Origin of the sequence: Aquabacterium olei, assembly GCF_003100395.1 — a bacterium.
Lineage (GTDB): Bacteria > Pseudomonadota > Gammaproteobacteria > Burkholderiales > Burkholderiaceae_C > Aquabacterium > Aquabacterium olei.
Genome location: NZ_CP029210.1, coordinates 2,717,656 through 2,742,973, shown reverse-complemented (window position 1 = coordinate 2,742,973; position 25,318 = coordinate 2,717,656). Strand labels below are relative to the sequence as shown.

The following is a 25,318-nucleotide window of genomic DNA, read 5'->3' as shown; positions in this document are numbered from 1 at the left end:
ATGTGGCGCCTTCCTCTGGCTTGCTTACTTGCGGTCCTTCAGCGGGACGAAGACCTGGTCTTCGGGGCCGACGTAGTTGGCGCTCGGGCGGATGATCTTGCCGTCGATGCGCTGCTCGATGATGTGGGCCGACCAGCCCGAGGTGCGGGCGATCACGAACAGCGGGGTGAACATGTCGGTGGGCACGCCCATCATGTGGTAGCTCACAGCGCTGAACCAGTCCAGGTTCGGGAACATCTTCTTGATTTCCCACATCACCGACTCCAGGCGCTCGGCGATGTCGTACATCTTCATGTTGCCCTGTTCCTTCGACAGGTCCTCGGCCACCTTCTTGATGACCACGTTGCGCGGGTCGCTCACGGTGTAGACGGGGTGGCCGAAGCCGATCACGACTTCCTTCTTTTCCACGCGGGCGCGGATGTCGGCCTCGGCCTCATCCGGGTTGTCGTAGCGCTTCTGGATCTCGAAGGCCACTTCGTTGGCGCCGCCGTGCTTCGGGCCACGCAGGGCACCGATGCCACCGCACAGCGCCGAGTACATGTCCGAGCCCGTGCCGGCCACCACGCGCGAGGTGAAGGTCGAGGCGTTGAACTCGTGCTCGGCGTACAGGATCAACGAGGTGTGCATCGCACGCACCCAGCTGTCGCGGGGCTTTTCGCCGTGAAGCAGGTGCAGGAAGTGGCCGCCGATCGAGTCGTCGTCGGTTTCCACCTCGATGCGCTTGCCGTTGTAGGCAAAGTGGTACCAGTACAGCAGCATCGAGCCCAGCGAGGCCATCAGCTTGTCGGCGATGTCGCGGGCGCCCGGGTGGTTGTGGTCTTCCTTCTCGGGCTTGACGCAACCCAGCACCGACACGCCGGTGCGCATCACGTCCATCGGGTGGGCCGACGGGGGCAGTTGCTCCAGCGCCACCTTCACGGCGGCGGGCAGGCCGCGCAGCGACTTGAGCTTGGCCTTGTAGCCGGCCAGTTCGGCCACGTTGGGCAGCTTGCCGTGCACCAGCAGGTGGGCGATTTCCTCGAACTCGCAGGTCGTGGCGACGTCCAGGATGTCGTAGCCGCGGTAGGCCAGGTCATTGCCGGTACGGCCCACGGTGCACAGCGCGGTGTTGCCGGCCGCGGTGCCCGACAGGGCAACGGACTTCTTGGGCTTGAAGCCGGGCGTGGTGGTCTCGGGCGTGGCGCTCATGGATGGGATCTCCTGGTCAGAGGTTGATTCAGCAGTCAAACGGTCGGGGTCGTCGGTGACGACTCACTTCTTGGCGGCAAACAGCGCGTCCAGCTTGCCTTCGAAGGCGTGGTAGCCGATGCGGTCATACAGCTCGTCGCGGGTCTGCATGATGTCGACGACATTGCGCTGGTGGCCGTCACGCCGGATCGCGGTGTAGACGGTCTCTGCGGCCTTGTTCATGGCCCGGAAGGCGCTCAGGGGGTAGAGCACCATGCCCACGCCGGTGGGGCGCAGGTCGTCGGTCGAGAACAGCGGGGTCTTGCCGAACTCGGTGATGTTGGCCAGCACGGGCACCTTCACGGCGTCCACGAACTTCTTGTAGGTCTCCAGATCGTACGCCGCTTCGGCGAAGATGCCGTCGGCGCCGGCTTCCACGCAGGCAATGGCCCGCTCGATGGCAGCATCCACGCCGTGCACCTGGATCGCGTCGGTGCGGGCGATCAGGAAGAAGTCCTTGTCGGTCTTGGCATCGGCGGCGGCCTTCACGCGGTCGACCATCTCTTCGGTCGACACGATTTCCTTGCCGGGGCGATGGCCGCAACGCTTGGCGCCCACCTGGTCTTCGATGTGGCAGGCAGCGGCGCCGGCCTTGATCAGGCTCTTGACGGTGCGCTCGATGTTGAAGGCGCTCGGGCCGAAGCCGGTGTCGATGTCGACCAGCAGAGGCAGGTCGCACACGTCGGTGATGCGGCGCACGTCGATCAGCACGTCGTCCATCGTGTTGATGCCCAGGTCGGGCAGGCCCAGCGAGCCCGCTGCCACACCGCCCCCCGACAGGTAGATCGCCTTGAAGCCGGCGCGCTTGGCCAGCAGGGCGTGGTTGGCGTTGATCGCGCCGATCACTTGCAGCGGGGATTCTTCCTGAAGAGCCTGGCGGAAACGGGCGCCGGGGGTCATGTTGGCCATGTGTGCTCCTTGGTGGGATGCGGGTGAACCGGTGTGTGGAAGAAACAGCGCAACGTGCGTGCCAGCCCGATCGGTCGGGTCCGTCGTTGCCGAGCACTCGTTCAAGTCTTTGAATTCAAAGCGTTTCTTGTTCTCGCTGTCGACGGGATATCGGGCGGTGTTTCATTTTGGTTTCATGCATGAAACGGATAGACTGCTGGTTCATGAAACGTGGAACATCCCGCTGAAAACGCCTCGCCATGACCTTGTCCCTGACGCCCCGCTCGGGCACTGCCGCCCTGCCGCGCATTGTGGCCGTGGGTTTCCGGCGCATCAACAAGATGTTGCAGGAGCTGGCCCCGCAGTTCGCCGACCGGGCCTCGGTCGAGGTGCTCGACGTCGGCTTCGAGCAGGCCGTCACGCGCCTGCGTGCCATGCAGGCGGCACGGCCTGTCGACGTCGTGGTGGCGGCCGGCTCGAACGGCGGCTACCTGCGTCAGCGGCTGGAGACCCCGGTGGTGCTGGTCAAGGTCGGCGGCTTCGACCTCATGCGGGCGCTGGCCCGGGCCAAGCAGGTGTCCCACCGCGTGGGCCTGGTCACCTATGAAGGCATGGCGCCCGATGTGGCGCAGTTCGACGGCCTGTTCGAACTCGACATTGTGCAGCGCAGCTACCAGACCGAGGAAGAGGCCCAAGCCAGCGTGCGCGCACTGCAACAGGAGGGCGTGCCCGTCGTCGTGGGCACTGGGGTGGTGGCCGACATGGCCGACCAGATCGGCCTGACCGGCGTCTTCCTCTACTCGCGTGACGCCGTGCGCGAGGCCCTCGAAGACGCGGTCGAAGTGGCCCGCGCTGCCCGCATCGAGCTGGCCAAGCGCGAACGACTGAACACCATCCTGGCTCAGCTCAGCGACGGCGTGATCGCCGTCGACCTCGACGAGCGCATCCAGACCCTGAACCCCGCCATGGCCCAGTTGCTCGGTGTCGATCCGGGGCAGTGGGTGGGCCAGCGGCTCAGCGAAGTCTGTCCCGACCTCACCCTCCAGGGCACCTTGCGGCTGGCGCTGCCTGACCTGGAGAAGATCGAACGCATCAAGGCCAAGGCCCTCATCGTCAACCGCATGCCCATCCTCGAGCAGGGCGTGCTGACGGGCGCGGTGCTCAGCTGCCAGGATCCCATCAGCATCCAGCGGGTCGACCGCCACATCCGCACGCGCATCAAGCCGGTGGCCTCCGCCACGCGCCATGAGCTGGACGCCTTTCTCGGGGACAGCACCGCAGCCCGCCAGCTGCGCGACACGGCCCGCGCCTGTGCCCGCAGCCAGGCCACGGTGCTGCTGATCGGCGAGAGCGGCACCGGCAAGGAACTGGTTGCTCAGGGCATCCACATGGCCAGCGAGCGCCGGGACATGCCCTTCGTGGCGGTCAACTGCGCGGCGTTGTCCGAATCGCTGCTGGAAAGCGAGCTGTTCGGCTACGAAGAAGGCGCTTTCACCGGCGCGCGCAAGGGCGGCAAGATCGGACTGTTCGAAGCCGCGCACAACGGCACCCTGTTCCTCGACGAGGTCGGCGAGATGCCGCCCTCCCTGCAGGCCCGTCTGCTGCGTGTGCTCCAGGCGCGCGAGGTGCTGCGCGTCGGTGCCACCGAGCCCACCCCCGTCAACGTGCGAGTGATTGCTGCCACCCACCGCGACCTGCTTGCCCATGTCGGGCAAGGCCTGTTCCGGCTCGACCTCTACTACCGCCTCAACATTCTCCGGGTCGACGTGCCCCCGCTGCGCGCCCGGCTGGCCGACATCGACGTGATCGCCCGCACGTTGGGGCACCAGGTCTGCCGACGGCTGCACCTCGATCCGGATGCGGCCCAGCCGCTGCTGGCCGCTCTGGTGGCGCAGGCGCCGCACCACACGTGGCCCGGCAATGTGCGCGAACTGGAAAACCTCATCGAGCGCCTGATGGCCTACGCCGCCGCAGACGCTCCCATGTTGGCGCGGGATCGGGCTGCCGCGCAGAGCCGGCTCCGGCAGATCGTGCCCGAACTGTTCGCTGCAACAGACGGCGAGCCACAGCGTGCCGAGCGCCTCCTGCCCGTGGCCGGGCCGATTGTGCCTGTGGCCTCATTCGCGCGCGGACAAAGGGCGCGTGCTGGGGCCGCGGCGTCGCCGGCAGACGTGCGTGCGGTGCTGCAGGCCTGCAATGGCGACCGTCAGCAGGCCGCGGAACAGCTGGGCATCAGCCGCACCACGCTCTGGCGGTGGTTGCGGGAGGTCGAACCGCCGACCGGCGGCGCCCGCTAGCAGGCCCACGATTCGATCAGGCGCGAATCGGGCTGCAAGAGAAGGGCGACGCTTCGACACCGCACGACGAGACTGCCGCCCCCCCGCCAGGACAGCGTGAGCGTCAGCAGGTCGCCGCTCCCAGCGGCCTCGATCCGACCCGGCACGGGCAACATGCGGCGCATGGCGGTGCCGTCATGCAGCCCGCCTTCGGCGAGCGCCTGTGGGTGCTCGGCCGCCGCGGGCCACTCGGTCACCGCGTCGCAGCGCACACACAAAGGAATCAGATTGGCGTCCACCGGACCGGTTTGCGCATCGAGCGTGCCACGTACTGCCGCCACGGCCAGCCGGATCAGCAGCGCATCGCCCTCGCGCCGCCAGCCCGACACCTCGGATCCGGCAAAGCTCCAGACCAGGTCTGGTGGCATCGGGGCGGGCGAGGGCGCTTCAGAAGGCATCCCGACACTGTATCTCTTGGGGACGTGGGCAGGGTTGTCCACGGATCCTGTGGACAAGTTTGTGGGGAAGCCCGGGGGAACCAGCCCGCGCCCCAGCGGCCGGGTTTCCCTGCTCAAAAAATGGGCAGGCTATGCCATCTTCCTCGGGCAGGCTGGACAGGGGTTTGACGGTCAGCTGAAAAAAGCCTGCTCGATCTCGGCCGGCAGCGGCTGCCCGGTCAGCCAGGCCCGTTCCAGCACGTGCCAGTAGTGGCGGTAGCTGGCCCGGTCATGCAGCACCTTGCGGTGTGCGGTTGGCGCCCAGTGGGCCGCCTGGGCCGCCAGCAGGATCTCGATGGCGTCGTCCACCTCGGCCGTCACCGGCGCGAACGCCTCGATGATGACCGGAACCTGGTCCGGGTGGATGCTCCACATGCGCGTGTAGCCCAACTCCCGCGTGGCTTTCTCGGCCGCCTGGCTGAGCGCGCGCGTGTCCTTGAATTCGGTCACCACACAGTGCGACGGCGTGATGCGCGCAGCATGGCAGGCCGCGGCGATTTCCAGCTTGGCCCGCACGATCAGCGGGTGGCTGAACTGCCCCTGCACGCTCATCGCCGAAGCCGGGACCGCGCCGCGGTGCTCCGACACGAAGTCCATCAGCCCGAACGACAGCGATTCCAACCCCGGCAGGGCTGCAATTTCGGCCACCTGCTGCACGGCACGGTGGGTTTCGATCAGCCCGTGTACGGGCAGCGCACGCCCGATGTTGTGCCGCACGCGCGCCTGCCGGATGGCCTCGATGGCCCCCCGCGCGTCGTCCACATTGGCGAGTTTGGGCACCATGACATAAGCCAGTCGCTCGCCCACCCGGCTGATCAGCGTGTCGATGTCGTCCTCGAAGCGCTTGTGCCGGTAGTCGTGCACCCTCACCCCCACCCGATCATGGGCGTTCGCGGCGCTGCCCACCAGCTCGGCCACCAACAGCGCGTGCTCATGCTCCCCACCCACGGGGGCGCCGTCTTCCAGGTCCAGCGTCACATCGAACACCGGCCGGCCGGCGTCAGCCGCCATGTCGGCCTGCAGCTTCAGGCTCTTGTGCATCCGCTCCTCGACACCGGCGTAGTGATCGCACACCGGCAGCATCGGAACGGGTTTCTCGGCGCCGAAAAGGGCGTGGCGGGGATGGATGGCAGTCAGGTTCGACATGGTGATCTCGACAGGGTTCGCCAGAAGCAGGCCTTCACAGGATGCAGTCTCACCGAAAAACGGCCTGGATGCCCGGCGGGTTGTACGCGGAGCGCACAAATTGACGTGGGCAAAACACGCGCCGGGCCGGCAGGTCACCGTGGCGACAGCCAAAGAAAAACCGGCCTCGTGTCGCCACGGGCCGGTTGTCTGGTTCGAGCCGCCCCGATCACCGGGGCGTTCTCATCACAGCAGGTGCTTCACGCCGTCCTGCTCGCCCTGCAGCTCGGCCAGGGTCTTGTTGATGCACTCTTGCGAGAACGCATCGATGGGCAGGCCTTCGACGATCTTGTACTCGCCGCCTTCGCAGGTGACCGGGTAGCCGAACATGACGTCCTTGGGGATGCCGTATTCGCCGTTCGACGGGATGCCCATCGTGACCCACTTGCCGTTGGTGCCCAGGGCCCAGTCGCGCATGTGGTCGATGGCGGCGTTGGCAGCCGAGGCGGCCGACGACAGGCCGCGGGCGGCGATGATGGCGGCGCCACGCTTGCCCACGGTCGGCAGGAACGTGTTGGCGTTCCAGTCGTGGTCGTTGATGGTGTCCTTGACCGACTTGCCGTTCACGGTGGCGAAACGGTAGTCCGCGTACATCGTGGGCGAGTGGTTGCCCCACACGGCCAGCTTCTCGATGTCACCCACGGCGCAGCCGATCTTGGTGGCGATCTGCGAAGCAGCGCGGTTGTGGTCCAGGCGCAGCATGGCGGTGAAGTTCTTGGCCGGCAGATCCGGGGCCGACTTCATGGCGATGTAGGCGTTGGTGTTGGCGGGGTTGCCGACGACCAGGACGCGCACATTGCGCGAGGCCACCGCGTTCAGGGCCTTGCCCTGGGCGGTGAAGATCTGGGCGTTGGCAGCCAGCAGGTCGGCACGCTCCATGCCGGGGCCGCGGGGACGGGCGCCGACCAGCAGGGCGTAGTCGGTGTCCTTGAAGGCGGTCATCGGATCGCTGTGGGCTTCGATGCCGGCCAGCAGCGGGAAGGCGCAGTCTTCCAGCTCCATGATCACGCCCTTCAGGGCGTTCTGGGCCTTCTCGTCAGGGATCTCCAGCAGTTGCAGGATCACGGGCTGGTCCTTGCCCAGCATTTCGCCAGAGGCAATGCGGAACAGGAGGGCGTAGCCAATCTGGCCAGCAGCGCCGGTGACGGCGACGCGAACGGGTGCTTTGCTCATATGCAACTCCGAAGGGAAGGTGACGGACGGGTGGAACAAACCCGCAAGTGTAGCGTTGCCGGGGGCGTTATGGCGAGCCCCCGTTAAATGCCTTTGTCTTATGTCTTATATAAGACATCATTCGACAGATTGGTTGCGTGCCTGCCGCAGTTGTGGTGCAATACCGCCCGGCCTGGCCTTATCCGGCCTGACCAATGCATGACCGATCGCACGAAGATCGCTTTCAAGACGAGCCGACACGCTGTGGTGACCCCTCCGCCTAACAATGCTGCCGATGCCGCCCTGCCTGCAGGTGGCGCATCCGCATCTGCGTCGGGGCCCTCCTTCAGCCCGCTCTACCAGCAGATCAAGGCGCTGATCCTGCGCAGCCTGCAGTCCGGCGAATGGCGTCCGGGCGAGGCCATTCCCAGCGAGATCGAACTGGCGGCCCGTTTCAAGGTCAGCCAGGGCACCGTCCGCAAGGCCGTCGATGAACTCGCCGCCGAGAACCTGCTGACCCGCCGTCAAGGCAAGGGCACCTTCGTGGCCACGCACGCCGAAGAGCAGGTCCAGTACCGCTTTCTGCGACTGATGCCGGATCAGCCGGTGGCCGAGTCGACCGATTCCCGCCGTGAGTTCCTCGACTGCCGCCGCCTGCGCGCGCCCGCCGACGTGGCGCGTGCCCTGCATCTCAAGCCGGGCGACATGGTGGTCGAGATCCGCCGCGTGCTGCACTTCTCCGGCTGCCCCGTGGTCTTCGATGACATCTGGCTGCCGGGCCGCCTCTTCAAGGGGCTCACGGCCGATCGCCTCAGCGAATACCGGGGGCCGATGTATGGCCTTTTCGAATCCGAGTTCGGGGTGCGCATGATTCGCGCCGAAGAAAAGCTGCGCGCCGTGGCCGCCGATGCGGATATCGCACAGGCTTTGCAGGTACCGCAGGGGACCCCGCTGCTCAGTGTCGAGCGGCTGTCCCTGACCTACGGTGACCAGCCCGTCGAGCTGCGCCGTGGCCTCTACCGTACGGACAGGCATTACTACCGCAACGAACTGAGTTGACCGCCACACATTCACGAGTCCCCCGTTCTGTTTTGGGTCTGACCCAGTTTTGACCAAAAGCAGAACGAGTCCGTCGGGCTGGGGATTGCCCTAAAATCCCGTGTTCTCTTGACAGATTAATGACGCTCGGCAGGAGCCCCACACAACATGGCTGACAACGCGAAAACCCCACGCCCCGTCTACCGGAACATTCACATCTCGGACATCGTCGCCTACCGGCTCCCGGCGGCCGGCATTGTGTCGATCCTGCACCGCATCAGCGGCGCGATCATGTTCCTGCTGATGCCCTTCATCATCTGGATGTTCGACAAGAGCGTCTCCTCGGAGATCTCCTATGACGAATTCACGGCCGTCTTCACGGGCCAGGCCGGCTGGTTCTTCAAGCTGGTCGCGCTGGGCCTGATCTGGGCCTACCTGCACCACTTCTGCGCTGGCATCCGCCACCTGCTGATGGAAGTGTCGCACTCGTACTCCAAGGAGACCGGCAAGTCCACCGCTGTGACGACCCTGGCTGTCAGCATCGCGCTGACCGTCGTGCTGGGCGCCAAGCTGTTCGGTCTGTTCTGATCACTGTCCCAGGAAACAAGCATGTCCCAAAACTACGGAACCAAGCGCATCGTCACGGGTGCCAGCTATGGTCTGCGCGACTGGTTGGCGCAGCGCATCACGGCCGTTCTGATGGCCCTGTTCACCGTCGTCCTGCTGGCGCAGGTCCTCTTCGGTGGCCCTCTTGGCTACGACAGCTGGGCCGGCATCTTCTCCCAGCAGTGGATGAAGACCCTGACCTTCGTCGTCATCATCGCCATGCTCTACCACGTGTGGGTCGGCATGCGTGACCTCTTCATGGACTACATCAAGCCGGTCGGCATTCGCCTGACGCTTCAGGTGTTCTCGATCGTGTGGCTGGTCGGCTGTGCCGGCTGGGCCATCCAAGTGCTGTGGAGACTGTAAAAAATGACCGCTATCGCTACCTCTCTTCCCACCCGCAAGTTTGACGTCGTCATCGTGGGTGCCGGCGGCTCCGGCATGCGTGCCTCGCTGCAGCTCTCCCTGGCCGGCCTGAACGTCGCTGTCCTGTCCAAGGTCTTCCCGACCCGCTCGCACACCGTCGCGGCGCAGGGCGGCATCGGTGCCTCGCTGGGCAACATGTCGGAAGACAACTGGCACTATCACTTCTTCGACACCGTCAAGGGCTCCGACTGGCTCGGCGACCAGGACGCCATCGAGTTCATGTGCCGCGAAGCACCGAAGGTCGTGTACGAGCTCGAGCACTTCGGCATGCCGTTCGACCGCAACCCCGACGGCACCATCTACCAGCGTCCGTTCGGCGGCCACACCGCCAATTACGGTGAAAAGCCCGTGCAGCGCGCCTGCGCCGCGGCCGACCGTACCGGCCACGCCCTGCTGCACACCCTGTACCAGCAGAACGTCAAGGCCCGCACCCAGTTCTTCGTGGAGTGGATGGCCCTCGACCTGATCCGCGACGCCGACGGCGACGTGGTGGGTGTGACCGCCCTCGAAATGGAAACCGGCGACGTGCACATCCTGCACGCCAAGACCGTGCTGTTCGCCACCGGTGGCGCCGGCCGCATCTACCAGGCTTCCACCAACGCCTTCATCAACACCGGCGACGGCCTGGGCATGGCGGCTCGCGCCGGCATCCCGCTGGAAGACATGGAGTTCTGGCAGTTCCACCCCACCGGCGTGGCCGGCGCGGGCGTGCTGCTGACCGAAGGCTGCCGCGGCGAAGGCGCCATCCTGCGCAACGCCAACGGCGAGCGCTTCATGGAACGCTACGCCCCGACCCTGAAGGACCTGGCTCCGCGTGACTTCGTGTCCCGCTCGATGGACCAGGAAATCAAGGAAGGCCGTGGCTGCGGTCCCAACAAGGACTACGTGCTGCTGGACATGACCCACCTGGGTGCCGAGACGATCATGAAGCGTCTGCCCTCGGTGTACGAGATCGGCCACAACTTCGCCAACGTCGACATCACCAAGGAGCCGATCCCCGTGGTGCCGACCATCCACTACCAGATGGGTGGCATTCCGACGAACGTGCACGGCCAGGTCGTCGTGCCCGCCAACGGCAAGCCCAACGAGATCATCAACGGCCTGTACGCCGTGGGTGAGTGCTCCTGCGTGTCGGTGCACGGCGCCAACCGCCTGGGCACCAACTCGCTGCTCGACCTCGTGGTGTTCGGCCGTGCCGCCGGCAACCACATCGTCGACTTCAACCTCAAGACCAAGAACCACAAGCCGCTGCCCAAGGACGCTGCCGACTACACCCTGTCGCGTCTGGCCCGTCTGGACAACCAGAAGGGTGGCGAATACTGCCAGGACGTCGCCAACGACATCCGTTCGACCATGCAGAAGCACGCTGGCGTGTTCCGCACCCAGGCTTCGATGGAAGAAGGCGTCAAGAAGATCGCCGACGTCCGCGAGCGCGTGAAGAGCATTGGCCTGAAGGACAACTCCAAGGTCTTCAACACCGCCCGCATCGAAGCCCTGGAAGTCGAGAACCTCATCGAAGCTGCCCAGGCCACGATGGTGTCGGCCGCCGCCCGTCCGGAGTCGCGTGGTGCTCATGCCCACAACGACTTCCCGAACCGCGACGACGACAACTGGATGAAGCACTCGCTGTGGTACTCCGAAGGCAACCGCCTGGACTACAAGCCTGTGAACCTCAAGCCGCTGACCGTGGAATCGGTGCCGCCGAAGGTCCGTACCTTCTGATCGAAGCGACCCAGCATTAGGAATTCATCATGAGCCAAAAGCGCACTTTCCAGATCTATCGCTACGATCCTGACAAGGACGCCAAGCCCTACATGCAGACCATCGAGATCGAACTCGACGGTCACGAGCGCATGCTGCTGGACGCCCTGGTCAAGCTCAAGGCTGTGGACCCCACCCTGTCGTTCCGCCGTTCGTGCCGTGAAGGCGTGTGCGGTTCGGACGCCATGAACATCAACGGCAAGAACGGTCTGGCCTGCCTGACCAACATGCGCACGCTGCCCGGCACGATCGTGCTGAAGCCGCTGCCCGGCCTGCCCGTTGTCCGCGACCTGATCGTGGACATGACGCAGTTCTTCAAGCAGTACAACTCGATCAAGCCGTACCTGGTCAACGACACGCCGCCGCCCGACAAGGAGCGTCTGCAGTCGCCCGAAGAGCGCGAAGAGCTCGACGGTCTGTACGAGTGCATCCTGTGCGCCAGCTGCTCCACCAGCTGCCCCAGCTTCTGGTGGAATCCCGACAAGTTCGTGGGCCCCGCCGGTCTGCTGCAGGCCTACCGCTTCATCGCCGACAGCCGCGATCAGGCCACGGCCGAGCGCCTGGATAACCTGGAAGACCCATACCGTCTGTTCCGTTGCCACACCATCATGAACTGCGTGGACGTCTGCCCCAAGGGCCTGAACCCCACGAAGGCCATTGGCAAGATCAAGGAATTGATGGTCAAGCGCGCCGTCTGATCCCGCCCGCTTTCCATTCTTGCTCGCCCTCGTGCGCAACAGCCCACCCATTCCGATGACCGCTCCCGTGCCTGCCGACCTGATGCCCGACCCGGACACCCTGCGTCGGCTACGCTGGCGCTGTCGTCGCGGGCTGCTTGAAAACGACATCTTCATCGATCGGTTTTTCGAGCAGCACGAAGCGAGTCTGACCACACCGTTGGTCCAGGGATTGCTTCAATTGATGGACCTGTCTGACAATGATCTGCTGGATCTCCTGTTGGCCCGCAAGGAGCCCGAAGGCGAGCTGGCATCCTCCGAAGTCATGCAGGTGCTTTCGCTGATGCGTGTGAAGCCGGCGTGAATGTTGCCCTCTGATGCCGCGCGAGCGGACTGCAGAGGGCACATTGCTGTCAGCCGGCCCTGGTACCCGAAGTTTCCATTTCTCTCACAAGACCGACCCCCTTAGGAGTGCTCATGACCCCGTCCGACGTGAAAGCCACCCTGTCGTTTTCTGACGGCAGCCCCAGCATGGAACTGCCCATCTACAAGGGTTCTGTCGGCCCGGATGTGATTGACATCCGCAAGCTGTACGGCCAGACCGGCAAGTTCACCTACGACCCTGGCTTCCTGTCGACGGCGTCGTGCAACTCGAAGATCACCTACATCGACGGTGACAAGGGTGAGCTGCTGTACCGCGGCTACCCCATCGAGCAGCTTGCCACCAACTGCGACTTCCTGGAAACCTGCTACCTGCTGCTGAACGGCGACCTGCCGAACCAGTCGCAGAAGGACGAGTTCGTCAACCGCGTGACCAACCACACGATGGTCAACGAGCAGATGCAGTTCTTCCTGCGCGGTTTCCGTCGTGACGCGCACCCGATGGCGGTGCTGACCGGCCTGGTCGGCGCGCTGTCGGCCTTCTATCACGACAGCACGGACATCAACAATCCCGAGCACCGCAAGGTCGCCGCGATCCGCCTGATCGCCAAGATGCCCACGCTCGTGGCCATGGCGTACAAGTACTCGATCGGCCAGCCGTTCATCTACCCGAAGAACGACCTGTCCTACGCTGGCAACTTCCTGCGCATGATGTTCGCCACGCCGTGCGAAGAGTACAAGGTGAACCCGGTGCTCGAGCGCGCCATGGACCGCATCTTCACCCTGCACGCTGACCATGAGCAGAACGCCTCGACCTCGACCGTGCGTCTGTGCGGCTCGTCGGGCACCAACCCGTTCGCGGCCATTGCCGCTGGTGTGGCCTGCCTGTGGGGCCCGGCCCACGGTGGTGCCAACGAGGCCTGCCTGAACATGCTGGAAGAAATCCAGGCCATGGGCGGCATCTCGAAGGTCGGCGAGTTCATGGAAAAGGTGAAGGACAAGAACTCGGGCGTGCGCCTGATGGGCTTCGGTCACCGCGTCTACAAGAACTACGACCCGCGCGCCAAGCTGATGCAGGAAACCTGCAACGAGGTGCTGGCCGAGCTGGGCCTGGAAAACGACCCGCTGTTCGCCCTGGCCAAGAAGCTCGAGCAGATTGCCCTGGAAGACGACTACTTCGTGCAGCGCAAGCTCTACCCGAACGTCGACTTCTACTCGGGCATCGTGCAGCGCGCCATTGGCATCCCCGTGCCGCTGTTCACCGCGATCTTCGCGCTGGCCCGTACGGTCGGCTGGATCGCCCAGCTCGACGAAATGATCGGCGACCCCGAGTACAAGATCGGCCGTCCGCGTCAGCTGTTCGTCGGCGCCGAGAAGCGCGACGTGGCTCCGATCGCCAAGCGCTGACCGTTTCACCTGGCCCGCTGGTCGGGTCAGTGAACCCCTCGAAACCCGGCCCCGGCCGGGTTTTTTCTTGGCGCGTGGTGTCCGGGCTCCCGCGAGTGCGTGGTGGGCATTTCGGCACCCTTCCGCCCCGCTATCGCGATCTGGGCCTTGGCGGCCGCTGCGTGCCCGTGCGGACCGATACCCGATCGGAGTGCCCGCCCGCACCTTCCTCCGAAGCGGGCTGTCGCTGACGCCGTCGCGAAAGCCCGTCGCACGGGGCGAAGTGCCCATGTTGTCGGGGGGATCGCCTGAGGAAGGGTGCGCGTGGGTGCCGTTGCCTGTCGTAAAATTGACAACTTTCCCCAACCTGGGGGCAGTCTGCCCCTTCCCCGCGCGACAGGATCATGGGACGCACGCTCTACGACAAGATCTGGGACGAACACGTCGTCCACACCGAGGAAGACGGCACCGCCGTCCTTTACATCGACCGCCAGTTGGTGCACGAAGTGACCAGCCCCCAGGCGTTCGAAGGCCTCGACATTGCTGGCCGCAAGCTGTGGCGCCTGTCGGCCAACCTGGCCGTCAGCGACCACAACGTGCCCACGACCGACCGTCGCGAAGGCATCAAGGACCCGGTATCCAAGCTGCAGGTCGACACCCTTGACAAGAACTGCGACCGCTTTGGCATCACGCAGTTCAAGATGGGTGACAAGCGGCAGGGCATCGTCCACGTCATCGGCCCGGAGCAGGGTGCCACGCTGCCCGGCATGACCGTGGTGTGCGGCGACAGCCACACCTCCACCCACGGCGCGTTCGGCGCCCTGGCGCATGGCATCGGCACGTCCGAGGTCGAGCACGTCATGGCCACCCAGACGCTGCTGGCCAAGAAGGCCAGGAACATGCTCGTGAAGGTCGAGGGCACGCTGCCCAAGGGCTGCTCGGGCAAGGACATCGTGCTGGCCATCATCGGCAAGATCGGCACAGCGGGCGGCACCGGCTACACCATCGAGTTCGCCGGCAGCGCCATCCGCGCACTCAGCATGGAAGGCCGCATGACGGTGTGCAACATGGCCATCGAGGCCGGTGCGCGCGCCGGCCTTGTCGCCGTGGACGACACCACGATCAACTACGTCAAGGGCCGCCCCTTCACGCCTTCCGGCGTGGAGTGGGATCAGGCTGTTGCGTACTGGCGTACGCTGCATTCCGATCCGGACGCCGTGTTCGACGTGGTCGTCGAGCTGAACGCCGACGAGATCAAGCCACAGGTCACCTGGGGCACCTCGCCGGAGATGGTGCTGTCCATCGAGGACCGCGTGCCGGATCCCGACAAGGAAAAGGACCCGGTCAAGCGCTCCGCGATGGAGCGTGCGCTGCAGTACATGGCGCTCGAACCCAACAAGGCCATCAACGACATCCGCGTCGACAAGGTTTTCATCGGGTCGTGCACCAACAGCCGCATCGAAGACATGCGTGAGGCCGCCGCGGTGGTCAAGCGCATGGGTGGCCGCGTGGCCTCGAACATCAAGCTGGCCATGGTGGTCCCGGGCTCGGGGCTCGTGAAGGAACAGGCCGAGCGCGAGGGTCTCGACCAGGTGTTTAAGGCCGCGGGCTTCGAATGGCGTGAGCCGGGCTGCTCCATGTGTCTGGCCATGAACGCCGACCGCCTGGAGCCGGGCGAGCGCTGCGCGTCCACCAGCAACCGCAATTTCGAAGGCCGTCAGGGCGCAGGCGGGCGTACCCACCTGGTGAGCCCGGCCATGGCGGCCGCGGCGGCCATGGAAGGCCACTTTGTCGACGTCCGTCGTCTGGGCTGAGGCAGGACCACCATGCAACGTCTGGCAGCCCTGATCCTCATGCTGATGACCTTGTGGGCCATGAGCGCCTGCAACACGGTGCACGGCTTCGGTCAGGACCTCGAGAAGGCCGGTGAGGCCATCTCCAACGCGGCGAAAAAGTAAACACCATGCAAGCATTCCGCATTCACAAGGGCCTCGTCGCCCCGATGGACCGGGAGAACGTCGACACCGACGCCATCATTCCCAAGCAATACCTGAAGTCGATCAAGCGCACGGGCTTCGGCCCCAACCTGTTCGACGAGTGGCGCTACCTGGACGCCGGCGAGCCCGGCCAGGACCCGGCCACCCGCAAGCCCAACCCCGATTTCGTGCTGAACCAGCCGCGCTATCAAGGCGCTTCGGTGCTGCTCGCGCGCAAGAATTTCGGCTGTGGTTCAAGCCGTGAGCACGCGCCCTGGGCGCTCGAACAGTACGGCTTCCGCGCCATCATTGCCCCCAGCTTTGCCGACATCTTCTTCAACAACAGCTTCAAGAACGGCCTGCTGCCGATCGCGCTGAGCGAGTCGCAAGTCGACCAGCTGTTCAACGAGGTGTTCGCGTTCCCGGGCTACGAACTCACCATCGATCTGGAGCGTCAGGTCGTGGTCAAGCCCGATGGCGCCGAGCTGTCATTCGACATCCAGCCCTTCCGCAAGTACTGCATGGTCAACGGCTTTGATGACATCGGCCTGACCCTGCGCCACGCAGACAAGATCAAGGCCTATGAGGCCGAGCGGCTGGCCACGAAGCCTTGGCTGAACAACCGCATCGTCTGAGTTCCAGATTCCCACGAAGTTACGAGACAACCACCATGGTCATGAAGATTGCTGTGCTGCCGGGTGACGGCATCGGCCCCGAGATCGTCAACGAGGCGGTCAAGGTGCTGAAGGTGCTGGACCTGCCGTTCCAGCTGGACGAAGCCAAGGTCGGCGGCGCTGCCTTTGACGCCCACGGCCACCCGCTGCCCGAGCACACCCTGAACCTGGCCATGGCCTCGGACGCCGTGCTGTTCGGCTCGGTGGGCGACTGGAAGTACGACAAGCTCGAGCGCCACTTGCGCCCCGAGCAGTCCATCCTCGGCCTGCGCAAGAACATGGGCCTGTTCGCCAACTTCCGTCCGGCCATCTGCTACCCGCAGCTGACCCACGCCTCGAGCCTCAAGCCCGAGCTGGTGGCCGGTCTGGACATCCTCATCATCCGCGAGCTGACCGGCGACATCTACTTCGGTCAGCCCCGTGGTCGCCGCGAGGCCCCGGATGGCGAGTTCAAGGGTGCACCGGAAGCCTTCGACACGATGCGCTACAGCAAGCCCGAAATCGAGCGCATCGCCCACGTGGCCTTCCAGGCCGCCCGCAAGCGCAACAAGCGTGTGACCAGCGTCGACAAGGCCAACGTGCTGGAAACCTTCCAGTTCTGGAAGGACGTGGTCACCGAGGTGCACGCCCAGTACCCCGACATCGAGCTGGACCACATGTACGTGGACAACGCCGCCATGCAACTGGTCAAGGCGCCCAAGCGCTTCGACGTGGTTGTGACCGGCAACATGTTCGGCGACATCCTGTCGGACGAAGCCTCGATGCTGACCGGCTCGATCGGCATGCTGCCTTCGGCCTCGCTGAACGCCAAGGGCCAGGGTCTGTACGAGCCCAGCCACGGCTCGGCTCCGGACATCGCCGGCAAGGGCGTCGCCAACCCGCTGGCCACCATCCTGTCGGCCGCGATGATGCTGCGCTTCAGCCTGAACCAGGAAGAGGCCGCCGCCCGCATCGAGCGCGCCGTGCAGGCCGTGCTGGAGCAGGGCCTGCGCACGCCCGACATCCACTCGGAAGGCACGCAGAAGGTCGGTACCGTCGAGATGGGCGAGGCCGTGGTCGCCGCCCTCAAGGCGCAATGACCGACCGGGCTGAACCGCTCGCTACACAACACTGAATCACTGAAGGAAATTCATCATGGCTACGACTCTGGTTGGTCTGGTCGGCTGGCGCGGCATGGTCGGCTCGGTGCTGATGGACCGCATGCAGGCCGAAGGCGACTTCGCCCACTTCGAACCGCTGTTCTTCTCGACCTCCAACGCTGGTGGCGCTGCCCCCGCGATGGCCAAGAACGAGAAGACGTTGAAGGACGGCTACGACATCAACGAACTCAAGCGCTGCGACATCATCCTGACGGCCCAGGGCGGTGACTACACCAACGACGTGTATCCCAAGCTGCGCGCCGCCGGCTGGAATGGCCACTGGATTGACGCCGCCTCCTCGCTGCGCATGAAGGACAACGCCGTCATCGTGCTGGATCCGGTCAACATGCCGGTGATCAAGAACGCGCTGGCCAACGGCGGCAAGGACTGGATCGGTGGCAACTGCACCGTCAGCTGCATGCTGATGGGCGTGGGCGCGCTGTACAAGGCCGGTCTGGTCGAGTGGATGTCCACCCAGACCTACCAGGCCGCCTCGGGCGGCGGTGCTCAGCACATGCGCGAGTTGCTGACCCAGTTCGGCACGCTGAACGCCGAAGTGAAGTCCCTGCTGGACGACCCCAAGAGCGCCATCCTGGAAATCGATCGCAAGATCATCGCCAAGCAGCGTTCGCTGACGGAAGCCGAAACGGCCAACTTCGGCGTGCCGCTGGGTGGCTCGCTGATCCCCTGGATCGACAAGGACCTGGGCAATGGCCAGTCCAAGGAAGAGTGGAAGGGCATGGCCGAGACCAACAAGATCCTGGGTCTGGGCGAGGGCTTCGGCTCGGCCGCGATCCCGGTCGACGGTTTCTGCGTGCGCATCGGCGCCATGCGCTGCCACTCGCAGGCCCTGACCTTCAAGCTGAAGAAGGACGTGCCCCTGGCTGACATCGAAGCCATGATCGCCGCCGACAACGAGTGGGTGAAGGTGGTGCCGAACACGCGTGAGGCCACGATCAAGGACCTGACCCCGGTGGCCACCACCGGTACGCTGACGATCCCGGTGGGACGCATCCGCAAGCTCGCCATGGGCCCGGAGTACATCGGCGCCTTCACCATCGGTGACCAGCTGCTGTGGGGCGCGGCCGAGCCGCTGCGCCGCATGCTGCGCATCCTGCTGGACGCGTGAGCGTTTTTACCCCTCGAAAAACAAGACCGGGCAGCCGCTGATCAAGGCAGCGGTTGCAACGTCTGGTCACAAAATCAAAGGTGGGGCGTGTGGCCGCAAGGCGACAATCATGCCCCGCCAAGGGGGCGGGGACAGGCACCATGCTGGCACTGGCTTTTGTCAGTAAATGCATGAGCTTGTCACCGTATCTAGCGGCTGTTATTGTGTTTTCTGCTGCGTACCGTCTGCGGGTGGGGTCGCGCCTCCTGGGTCTTGTCCGATCCGGTCGTATTGAGGTCGACGCATGCACCGTCACGACGACTTGGGAGACGCCTTGAAAGATCATTCGTTGTCCTCGGGGCGATTCGCCCTGAATCGGGTTGCGCTGGCCGCAGTCTTTTCCGTGCTGGCGGGCTTGCCTGGGGCCTCCTGGGCGCTGGGTCTGGGCAAGCTGAATGTGCAGTCTGCGCTGGGCGAGTCGCTCCGTGCCGAGATCGACCTGAGCAGCCTCACGACCGAAGAGGGCGCTTCGCTGCAGGTTCGCGTGGCGTCGCCGGAAACCTACCGCGCAGCGGGCGTCGACTACAACCCGGTGCTCGCCACCACCAACATCACGCTGCAGCGCCGCGCCGACGGCCGCCCCTATCTGCGCATCGCGAGTGACCGCTCCGTCCAGGAGCCGTTTGTCGACGTGATTCTGGATCTGTCCTGGTCCACGGGGCGTCTGGTGCGTGAATACACCCTGCTGTTCGATCCCCCTTCGAGCCGCGCCCCGACCCAGGCCACCGCGCCGGCCATCAGCGTGCCGTCGCCTGTCACGCCGCCGCCAAGCACCGAGGCTGCGGCGTCGCGTGCGCCGTCCCGGCCGGCTGCCGAGCGTCCTGCCGAACCGGCGGTGCGCGCCGAGCGCCGCGCCAGCCGTCCGGCGCCGCCCGCGCCTTCCGCTCCCGCCCCGGCGCCCGCTCCGTCGGCACCGGTCGCTGAAGCGCCGGGCAGCACGCCGTCGGCTGCGGCCGCCTCGGCGTCTGCCGAAAGCGTCCGCGTGCGTTCGGGCGACTCCCTGTCGTCGATCGCTGCCCGCAAGCTGCAGCCCGGCGTGTCGCTCGACCAGATGCTGGTGAGCCTGTACCGCGCCAACCCGAAGGCCTTCCAGGGCAACATGAACCGCCTCAAGGCGGGGGCCGTGCTGGACCTGCCCTCGGCTGAACAGGCCCGCGAAATCAGCACGCAGGAAGCGCGCAAGATCATCATCGCCGAAAGTGCCGACTTCGCGGCCTACCGTCAGCGCCTGGCTGGCACGGTGACCGAGTCGGTGCCTGGCCAGGCACAGCGTCAGGTCAAGGGTCAGGTCGAAGCCGAGGTCAAGGACCAGAAGCAGGCCGCCGCACAGACCCCCGACAAGCTGACCCTGAGCAAGGGCGGCATGGCCGCGGGTGGCAACGCCTCGGTGGAAGACCGCCTCGCGAAGTCGCGTGCCAAGGAGGAAAGCACGGCCCGCGTGGCCGAGCTGTCCAAGAACCTCGACGAGCTCCGTCAATTGAAGGAGAAGGCGGCAGTGGCCCCCCCGGCACCGAAGCCGGCCCCCGTGCCCTCTGCTCCCGCGAAGCCGCTGGAGGACGTCCCGTCCGGCTCGCCGGCTCCGGCGTCCGAGCCCCTGACCGACGCGCCGCAAGTCGTGGCCTCGGAAGCCGCGTCGGCCACGGCCGTGGCCAACGCCGCGTCCGAGCCGGCGTCTGCGGCTTCGCCGGTTGCACCGGTGGTCCAGGCGCCCGCCCCGGTGGCACCGCCGCCTGCAGCCGAGCCTGAAGAGCCGGGCCTGCTGGCCACCGTCAACCCGATGCTGCTCGCCGCCGGCGGTGCGGCCCTGGCTTTGCTGGCCGGCGGGCTGATGTTCCTTCGCTCGCGTCGCCGCACCGACTCCGGTGAAACGTCTTTCCTCGAGAGCCGCCTGCAGCCCGACTCCTTCTTCGGAGCCAGCGGGGGGCAGCGCGTCGACACCCGCGACGCGACGGGTGGCCCGTCGTCGATGAGCTATTCGCTCAGCCAGTTGGATGCCATCGGTGATGTCGATCCGGTGGCAGAAGCCGATGTGTACCTGGCTTACGGCCGGGACCTTCAGGCCGAGGAAATCCTCAAGGAGGCACTGCGCAGCACGCCCGACCGCCTGGCGGTGCGCACCAAGCTGCTCGAGGTCTACGCCAAGCGCCGCGACACCAAGGGTTACGAGCAGCTGGCCGTGCAGTTGTTCGCCCTGACGAATGGCGTCGGTGAAGACTGGGCCAAGGCCCAGGAAATGGGCCTGGGCATCGACCCCGAAAACCCGCTGTACCAGCCGGGCGGGCGCCCCTCCGAGCAGGATGTGGCCCGTGAGTCGACCGACGCCCTGGGCGCCTCGACCGTGCCGCACTCCGTGATGCCCGCTCCCAGCCAGCTCGACTCCGTGGCCCCGCCGGTCGCGGCCGAGCCGGACGACGTCGACATGGTGAACCTGGACCTCGACATCTCGGGCCCGGCGCCACTGGACGAGGTGACCGACTCGGTGTCGCCTGCGGCCGTCGAGCTAAATGACCTGCCGCCGCTGGACCTGAACGACGACCTGCCTGATCTCGGCAACCCGCCGGCATCCGCGGAGCCGGTCGAACTGCCGGAGCTGCCGGCGGCCACGTCGCCTGACAACGCTGGCCTGGACTTCGATCTGGACGAGTTCCCGCCTGCTGCGCCCGCAGCCCAGCCTGCTGCCACACCGGAGCCCGCCTTCGACATGGAGTCGATCAGCCTCGACCTCGATGTGCCGACAGGAGAGGCAGCCGAGCCGATCCCGGCGGCCGAGGTGGCAGGCGAGGACGACTGGCTCAACCAGCCTGCTGCGGATTCCTCGCTCACCGATCCGATGGCTCGCAAACTGGAGTTGGCCGACGAGTTCCGACAGATCGGCGATGTCGACGGTGCCCGCGAGCTGCTCAATGAAGTGCTCGACAACACCCAGGACGCGGCGCTGCGCGCCAAGGCCCAGGGCATGCTCGATTCACTGGGATGATGCGACACGATGCGGCATGAGGAACCGGCGCGGGTGCCGGGTCGGGTCACTCCGGTGGCCGACCCGGATGCCCGAGACGCCTCCCGGTCCGACGCAAGGGCGACCCGCCGGGTCGCCCTTGGTGTTTCTTACCGTGGCGGCGCCTACACCGGCTGGCAGAGCCAGCCCTATGGCGGCACAGTTCAGGATGCACTGGAGCACGCGCTGAGCGAGTTCGCCGTGCATCCGGTCAAGACCGTGTGTGCCGGGCGCACCGACACCGGCGTGCATGGCATCAACCAGGTGGTGCACCTGGATACGCCGTTGTCCCGGGCGTCGTTTTCCTGGGTGCGCGGCACGAACACCTTTCTGCCGCCCGACATCGCCGTGCAGTGGGCGGCCGAGGTCCCTGACACCTTTCATGCGCGCAACAGCGCCATCGGCCGCCGCTACGCCTACATCCTGCTCGAGTCACCCATCAAGCCGGCCATCGAGGCAGGGCAGGTGGGCTGGGTGTTCCGGCCGCTGAACCTGCAGGCCATGCGCGAGGCCGCCGCCCTGCTGATCGGCGAGCACGACTTCAGCTCGTTCCGCTCGTCGCAATGCCAGTCGCCGACGCCGGTCAAGCAACTGCGCGACATCCGCATCGCCCCGTGTCGCCCCGCCACGCCCTTCGTTCCACCACGCGACAGCGATGTGCCGCACCGCTACTGGCGCTTCGATTTCGAAGGGCAGGCCTTTCTTCACCACATGATCCGCAACATCATGGGTTGCCTGATTGCCGTCGGAACAGGCACGCAGTCGGTGTCCTGGGTGCAGCGGGTGCTCGAGGCCCGTGATCGCAAGGTCGCCGCGCCCACGTTCTCACCCGACGGGTTGTACTTTCTGGGGCCGCAGTACGACGCAGCTTGGGGGCTGCCCAGCCAGGTTCCCGGGTTGTCGTGGCTGCCTCAGCCGCTCCCGGACGACGGCTCGGCCGGCTGACCGGGGCCTGTCGTGCCCCATGGCGTCGGGCGGGAGATTGGCCTGAGGGCCGATTTTTGCGACAATCCACGGGTTGTCACCACCGGCTATGCAGCTCAGTCTGCCGCCATGTCGGGATGCCCCCCAGTCTGACGTCGCCTTTGCCCGCCTTTCATCGCACCCGCATCAAGGTCTGTGGCCTCACGCGCGAGGCCGATGTCGATGCTGCGGTCGAAGCCGGTGCCGACGCCATCGGGTTCGTGCTTTACCCCAAAAGCCCCCGGCATGTGCCGCTGGCCCGTGCGGCCGAGCTGGCACGCCGTCTGCCTCCGTTCGTGACACCGGTGGTGCTGCTGGTGAACGCCGATGCCGCGCTGGCGGCCGAGGTGCGCCAGAACCTGCCTCAGGCGCTGCTGCAGTTCCACGGCGACGAACAACCCGCCGATTGCGTCTCGCTGGCGGCCGGACAGCCGTTCATCCGCGCGGCCCGGATGGCGCCGGGTTTCAATTTGTTAGACTTCGCCTCGTCCTACACCGACGCGCAGGCCGTGCTGGTGGACGCCCATGTCGAGGGCTACGGCGGCGGCGGGCAGGTGTTCGACTGGTCCTTGCTGCCGACGACCTTGTCTCGACCGATGATCCTGTCCGGGGGGCTGCACCCCGGCAATGTGGAAGAAGGAGTGAGGCGCGTGCGGCCCTGGGCCGTGGACGTCAGTTCGGGCGTGGAAGCCAGCAAGGGCATCAAGGATGCCGCGCTGATGCGCCGTTTCTGTGAGGCCGTGCGAGCGGCCGACCGGCTTTGTGCCGAAACCGTTTGAAGCGGCTGCCGACCCATTCCGGTGGCAACCGCGTCCGAGTTCCTTGAGAGTCACATGCTGAACTACAACCAGCCCGATGCCCGCGGGCACTTCGGTCCTTACGGCGGCACCTTTGTCTCCGAGACCCTGATCTACGCGCTCGAAGAGCTCAAGAACGTCTACGAGCACTACCGCCATGACCCCGAGTTCAACGCCGAGTTCCGCAAGGAGTTGGCGCACTTCGTGGGCCGCCCGAGCCCCATCTACCACGCGGACCGCCTGAGCCGCGAAGTGGGCGGCGCGCAGATTCACTTCAAGCGCGAAGACCTCAACCACACCGGCGCGCACAAGGTCAACAACACCATTGGCCAGGCGCTGCTGGCCAAGCGCATGGGCAAGCCCCGCGTGATCGCCGAAACCGGGGCAGGGCAGCACGGCGTGGCCACGGCCACCATCTGCGCCCGCTACGGCCTCGAGTGCGTGGTGTACATGGGCGCCGAAGACGTCAAGCGCCAGTCGCCCAACGTCTACCGCATGCACCTGCTGGGTGCCAAGGTGGTGCCCGTCGAGTCGGGCAGCCGCACCCTGAAGGACGCGCTGAACGAAGCCATGCGCGACTGGGTGACCAACGTCGAGAACACCTTCTACATCATCGGCACGGTCGCGGGCCCGCACCCGTACCCGGCCATGGTGCGTGACTTCCAGAGCGTCATCGGCGAGGAATGCCTCAAGCAGATGCCCGAGCAGATCGGCCGCCAGCCGGACGCCGTCGTGGCCTGCGTGGGCGGTGGCTCGAACGCCATGGGCATCTTCTACCCCTACATCCCGCATGAAGGCGTGCGCCTGATCGGCGTGGAAGCGGCGGGCGAAGGCTACGAGAGCGGCAAGCACTCGATGTCGCTGCAAAAGGGCGTGCCGGGTGTGCTGCACGGCAACCGCACCTACCTGCTGCAGGACGAGAACGGTCAGATCACCGAAACGCACTCGGTCTCGGCGGGCCTCGATTACCCCGGTGTGGGCCCCGAGCACGCCTACCTGAAAGACATCGGCCGCGCCGAGTACGTCGGCATCACCGACAAGGAAGCGCTCGAAGCCTTCCACCGCCTGTGCCGCACCGAAGGCATCATCCCCGCGCTGGAGTCCAGCCATGCCGTGGCCTATGGCATGAAGCTGGCCGCGACCATGAAGCCCGATCAGCATGTGCTGGTCAACCTGTCCGGCCGCGGTGACAAGGACATCGGGACGGTGGCCGACCTGACCGGCGCCGAGTTCTACTGCCGCCCGTCGTGCCGTGGCCTGTCGGTGAAGGGGGGCGTGTGATGACGACCCGCCTCGACCAGACCTTTGCCACGCTGAAGGAACAGGGCCGCAAGGCACTGATTCCCTACATCACCTGCGGTGACCCGTACCCCGAGAAGACCGTCGAGCTGATGCTCGCGATGGCCGAAGCCGGCGCCGACGTGATCGAACTGGGCGTGCCGTTCTCCGACCCGATGGCCGACGGCCCCGTGATCCAGAAGGCCGCCGAGCGCGCGCTGGTCAAGGGCATCTCGCTGGCCCATGTGCTGGCCGACGTGAAGGCCTTCCGTGAGCGCAACGCCACCACGCCGGTGGTGCTGATGGGCTACGCCAACCCGATCGAAAACCACGACCTCCGTCATGGCGCCGGCAGCTTCGTGCGCGACGCGAAGGCCGCGGGCGTCGACGGCGTGCTGGTGGTCGACTACCCGCCGGAAGAGTGCGAGGAGTTCGCCGCGCGCCTGAAGGCCGACGGCCTGGCCCCCATCTTCCTGCTGGCGCCCACGTCCAGCGAGCAGCGCATGGCCGATGTCGGCCGCGTGGCTGCGGGTTACGTCTACTACGTCTCGCTCAAGGGCGTGACGGGCGCCGGCCACCTGGACACGGCCGCCGTGGCCGCCATGGTGCCGCGCATCAAGGCGCACGTGAACGTGCCGGTCGGTGTGGGCTTCGGCATCCGCGATGCCGAGACCGCCAAGGCCGTGGCCGCCGTCTCCGATGCCGTCGTGATCGGCTCGCGCATCGTGCAACTGCTCGAGACGCAATCGCCTGACACCGTTGTTTCTGCTGCGCGCGGCTTCATTGCCGAGATCCGCGCTGCCCTCGATACCCTGAAAGGAGCCTGAG

The 25,318-nt window shown here is 65.9% G+C and carries 23 protein-coding genes; 18 read left to right on the top strand and 5 right to left on the bottom strand.

Annotated elements, in window-relative coordinates:
• Positions 1 to 24: 24 nt before the first annotated feature.
• Together prpC and prpB are read right to left on the bottom strand one after the other, a co-directional pair.
• The gene (gene prpC, locus DEH84_RS12305; RefSeq protein ID WP_109037108.1) at positions 25 to 1,188 is read right to left on the bottom strand and encodes a bifunctional 2-methylcitrate synthase/citrate synthase; all 1,164 of its coding nucleotides are present in this window, start codon (positions 1,186 to 1,188) and stop codon (positions 25 to 27) included.
• A 63-nt stretch (positions 1,189 to 1,251) separates the two neighbouring features.
• On the bottom strand, positions 1,252 to 2,136 hold the full coding sequence (gene prpB / locus DEH84_RS12300) for a methylisocitrate lyase (RefSeq protein WP_109037107.1): 885 nt from the start codon (positions 2,134 to 2,136) through the stop codon (positions 1,252 to 1,254).
• Positions 2,137 to 2,375: 239 nt separating this feature from the next.
• On the opposite strand from prpB, the gene prpR reads away from it, so the two are divergent.
• A complete protein-coding gene (prpR, locus tag DEH84_RS12295; RefSeq protein ID WP_109037106.1) occupies positions 2,376 to 4,412 on the top strand; it encodes a propionate catabolism operon regulatory protein PrpR in 2,037 nt (678 codons plus the stop codon).
• On the opposite strand, the gene DEH84_RS12290 is transcribed toward prpR, so the two are convergent.
• The 3 genes from DEH84_RS12290 to DEH84_RS12280 form a co-directional block, all read right to left on the bottom strand.
• Positions 4,409 to 4,849 carry a hypothetical protein gene (locus DEH84_RS12290; protein WP_159098948.1) on the bottom strand — a complete coding sequence of 147 codons (441 nt, stop codon included), beginning with the start codon at positions 4,847 to 4,849 and terminating at the stop codon, positions 4,409 to 4,411. The genes prpR and DEH84_RS12290 overlap by 4 nt on opposite strands.
• A gap of 171 nt (positions 4,850 to 5,020) precedes the next feature.
• Positions 5,021 to 6,034, bottom strand: a complete 1,014-nt coding sequence (locus DEH84_RS12285; protein ID WP_109037104.1) for an HpcH/HpaI aldolase/citrate lyase family protein — start codon at positions 6,032 to 6,034, stop codon at positions 5,021 to 5,023.
• A gap of 225 nt (positions 6,035 to 6,259) precedes the next feature.
• Positions 6,260 to 7,246 carry a malate dehydrogenase gene (locus DEH84_RS12280; RefSeq protein ID WP_109037103.1) on the bottom strand — a complete coding sequence of 329 codons (987 nt, stop codon included), beginning with the start codon at positions 7,244 to 7,246 and terminating at the stop codon, positions 6,260 to 6,262.
• A 198-nt stretch (positions 7,247 to 7,444) separates the two neighbouring features.
• On the opposite strand from DEH84_RS12280, the gene DEH84_RS12275 reads away from it, so the two are divergent.
• From DEH84_RS12275 to trpA, 17 genes are all read left to right on the top strand, one after another.
• A complete protein-coding gene (locus DEH84_RS12275; protein WP_109037102.1) occupies positions 7,445 to 8,284 on the top strand; it encodes a GntR family transcriptional regulator in 840 nt (279 codons plus the stop codon).
• A gap of 147 nt (positions 8,285 to 8,431) precedes the next feature.
• Positions 8,432 to 8,851: a succinate dehydrogenase, cytochrome b556 subunit gene (gene sdhC, locus DEH84_RS12270; RefSeq protein WP_109037101.1), complete on the top strand. Its 420-nt coding sequence runs from the start codon at positions 8,432 to 8,434 to the stop codon at positions 8,849 to 8,851.
• Between the two features lie 21 nt (positions 8,852 to 8,872).
• Positions 8,873 to 9,235, top strand: a complete 363-nt coding sequence (sdhD, locus tag DEH84_RS12265; RefSeq protein WP_109037100.1) for a succinate dehydrogenase, hydrophobic membrane anchor protein — start codon at positions 8,873 to 8,875, stop codon at positions 9,233 to 9,235.
• A 3-nt stretch (positions 9,236 to 9,238) separates the two neighbouring features.
• Positions 9,239 to 11,017, top strand: a complete 1,779-nt coding sequence (gene sdhA / locus DEH84_RS12260) for a succinate dehydrogenase flavoprotein subunit (RefSeq protein WP_109037099.1) — start codon at positions 9,239 to 9,241, stop codon at positions 11,015 to 11,017.
• A 29-nt stretch (positions 11,018 to 11,046) separates the two neighbouring features.
• Positions 11,047 to 11,754 carry a succinate dehydrogenase iron-sulfur subunit gene (locus DEH84_RS12255; RefSeq protein ID WP_109037098.1) on the top strand — a complete coding sequence of 236 codons (708 nt, stop codon included), beginning with the start codon at positions 11,047 to 11,049 and terminating at the stop codon, positions 11,752 to 11,754.
• Between the two features lie 55 nt (positions 11,755 to 11,809).
• Positions 11,810 to 12,097: a succinate dehydrogenase assembly factor 2 gene (locus DEH84_RS12250; RefSeq protein WP_109038373.1), complete on the top strand. Its 288-nt coding sequence runs from the start codon at positions 11,810 to 11,812 to the stop codon at positions 12,095 to 12,097.
• 113 nt (positions 12,098 to 12,210) lie between these two features.
• Positions 12,211 to 13,521, top strand: coding sequence for a citrate synthase (gene gltA / locus DEH84_RS12245; protein WP_109037097.1), 1,311 nt, complete (start codon positions 12,211 to 12,213; stop codon positions 13,519 to 13,521).
• Between the two features lie 383 nt (positions 13,522 to 13,904).
• Positions 13,905 to 15,314 (top strand): 3-isopropylmalate dehydratase large subunit, encoded by a 1,410-nt coding sequence (gene leuC, locus DEH84_RS12240; RefSeq protein ID WP_109037096.1) that lies wholly within the window; start codon positions 13,905 to 13,907, stop codon positions 15,312 to 15,314.
• Between the two features lie 12 nt (positions 15,315 to 15,326).
• Positions 15,327 to 15,458: an entericidin A/B family lipoprotein gene (locus DEH84_RS12235; protein WP_109037095.1), complete on the top strand. Its 132-nt coding sequence runs from the start codon at positions 15,327 to 15,329 to the stop codon at positions 15,456 to 15,458.
• A gap of 5 nt (positions 15,459 to 15,463) precedes the next feature.
• Positions 15,464 to 16,111: a 3-isopropylmalate dehydratase small subunit gene (gene leuD, locus DEH84_RS12230; protein WP_109037094.1), complete on the top strand. Its 648-nt coding sequence runs from the start codon at positions 15,464 to 15,466 to the stop codon at positions 16,109 to 16,111.
• Positions 16,112 to 16,152: 41 nt separating this feature from the next.
• Positions 16,153 to 17,229, top strand: coding sequence for a 3-isopropylmalate dehydrogenase (leuB, locus tag DEH84_RS12225; protein ID WP_109038372.1), 1,077 nt, complete (start codon positions 16,153 to 16,155; stop codon positions 17,227 to 17,229).
• Between the two features lie 55 nt (positions 17,230 to 17,284).
• Complete coding sequence (gene asd, locus DEH84_RS12220) at positions 17,285 to 18,418, top strand: aspartate-semialdehyde dehydrogenase (RefSeq protein ID WP_109037093.1); 1,134 nt, start codon at positions 17,285 to 17,287, stop codon at positions 18,416 to 18,418.
• Between the two features lie 313 nt (positions 18,419 to 18,731).
• A complete protein-coding gene (locus DEH84_RS12215) occupies positions 18,732 to 21,434 on the top strand; it encodes a FimV/HubP family polar landmark protein (RefSeq protein WP_281262552.1) in 2,703 nt (900 codons plus the stop codon).
• Positions 21,435 to 21,443: 9 nt separating this feature from the next.
• Positions 21,444 to 22,397, top strand: a complete 954-nt coding sequence (truA, locus tag DEH84_RS12210) for a tRNA pseudouridine(38-40) synthase TruA (protein WP_109037091.1) — start codon at positions 21,444 to 21,446, stop codon at positions 22,395 to 22,397.
• Between the two features lie 116 nt (positions 22,398 to 22,513).
• A complete protein-coding gene (locus tag DEH84_RS12205) occupies positions 22,514 to 23,194 on the top strand; it encodes a phosphoribosylanthranilate isomerase (protein WP_109037090.1) in 681 nt (226 codons plus the stop codon).
• A gap of 54 nt (positions 23,195 to 23,248) precedes the next feature.
• Positions 23,249 to 24,493, top strand: coding sequence for a tryptophan synthase subunit beta (trpB, locus tag DEH84_RS12200; protein ID WP_109037089.1), 1,245 nt, complete (start codon positions 23,249 to 23,251; stop codon positions 24,491 to 24,493).
• Complete coding sequence (gene trpA, locus DEH84_RS12195) at positions 24,493 to 25,317, top strand: tryptophan synthase subunit alpha (protein WP_109037088.1); 825 nt, start codon at positions 24,493 to 24,495, stop codon at positions 25,315 to 25,317. Before trpB ends, trpA begins: the two co-directional genes overlap by 1 nt.
• Position 25,318: the final 1 nt, after the last annotated feature.

Coding starts and splice junctions, on each gene's coding strand:
- prpC (WP_109037108.1), bottom strand. CDS start 1,188: ATGAGCGCCACGCCCGAGACCACCACGCCCGGCTTCAAGCCCAAGAAG.
- prpB (WP_109037107.1), bottom strand. CDS start 2,136: ATGGCCAACATGACCCCCGGCGCCCGTTTCCGCCAGGCTCTTCAGGAA.
- prpR (WP_109037106.1), top strand. CDS start 2,376: ATGACCTTGTCCCTGACGCCCCGCTCGGGCACTGCCGCCCTGCCGCGC.
- DEH84_RS12290 (WP_159098948.1), bottom strand. CDS start 4,849: ATGCCTTCTGAAGCGCCCTCGCCCGCCCCGATGCCACCAGACCTGGTC.
- DEH84_RS12285 (WP_109037104.1), bottom strand. CDS start 6,034: ATGTCGAACCTGACTGCCATCCATCCCCGCCACGCCCTTTTCGGCGCC.
- DEH84_RS12280 (WP_109037103.1), bottom strand. CDS start 7,246: ATGAGCAAAGCACCCGTTCGCGTCGCCGTCACCGGCGCTGCTGGCCAG.
- DEH84_RS12275 (WP_109037102.1), top strand. CDS start 7,445: ATGACCGATCGCACGAAGATCGCTTTCAAGACGAGCCGACACGCTGTG.
- sdhC (WP_109037101.1), top strand. CDS start 8,432: ATGGCTGACAACGCGAAAACCCCACGCCCCGTCTACCGGAACATTCAC.
- sdhD (WP_109037100.1), top strand. CDS start 8,873: ATGTCCCAAAACTACGGAACCAAGCGCATCGTCACGGGTGCCAGCTAT.
- sdhA (WP_109037099.1), top strand. CDS start 9,239: ATGACCGCTATCGCTACCTCTCTTCCCACCCGCAAGTTTGACGTCGTC.
- DEH84_RS12255 (WP_109037098.1), top strand. CDS start 11,047: ATGAGCCAAAAGCGCACTTTCCAGATCTATCGCTACGATCCTGACAAG.
- DEH84_RS12250 (WP_109038373.1), top strand. CDS start 11,810: ATGACCGCTCCCGTGCCTGCCGACCTGATGCCCGACCCGGACACCCTG.
- gltA (WP_109037097.1), top strand. CDS start 12,211: ATGACCCCGTCCGACGTGAAAGCCACCCTGTCGTTTTCTGACGGCAGC.
- leuC (WP_109037096.1), top strand. CDS start 13,905: ATGGGACGCACGCTCTACGACAAGATCTGGGACGAACACGTCGTCCAC.
- DEH84_RS12235 (WP_109037095.1), top strand. CDS start 15,327: ATGCAACGTCTGGCAGCCCTGATCCTCATGCTGATGACCTTGTGGGCC.
- leuD (WP_109037094.1), top strand. CDS start 15,464: ATGCAAGCATTCCGCATTCACAAGGGCCTCGTCGCCCCGATGGACCGG.
- leuB (WP_109038372.1), top strand. CDS start 16,153: ATGAAGATTGCTGTGCTGCCGGGTGACGGCATCGGCCCCGAGATCGTC.
- asd (WP_109037093.1), top strand. CDS start 17,285: ATGGCTACGACTCTGGTTGGTCTGGTCGGCTGGCGCGGCATGGTCGGC.
- truA (WP_109037091.1), top strand. CDS start 21,444: ATGCGGCATGAGGAACCGGCGCGGGTGCCGGGTCGGGTCACTCCGGTG.
- DEH84_RS12205 (WP_109037090.1), top strand. CDS start 22,514: ATGCCCCCCAGTCTGACGTCGCCTTTGCCCGCCTTTCATCGCACCCGC.
- trpB (WP_109037089.1), top strand. CDS start 23,249: ATGCTGAACTACAACCAGCCCGATGCCCGCGGGCACTTCGGTCCTTAC.
- trpA (WP_109037088.1), top strand. CDS start 24,493: ATGACGACCCGCCTCGACCAGACCTTTGCCACGCTGAAGGAACAGGGC.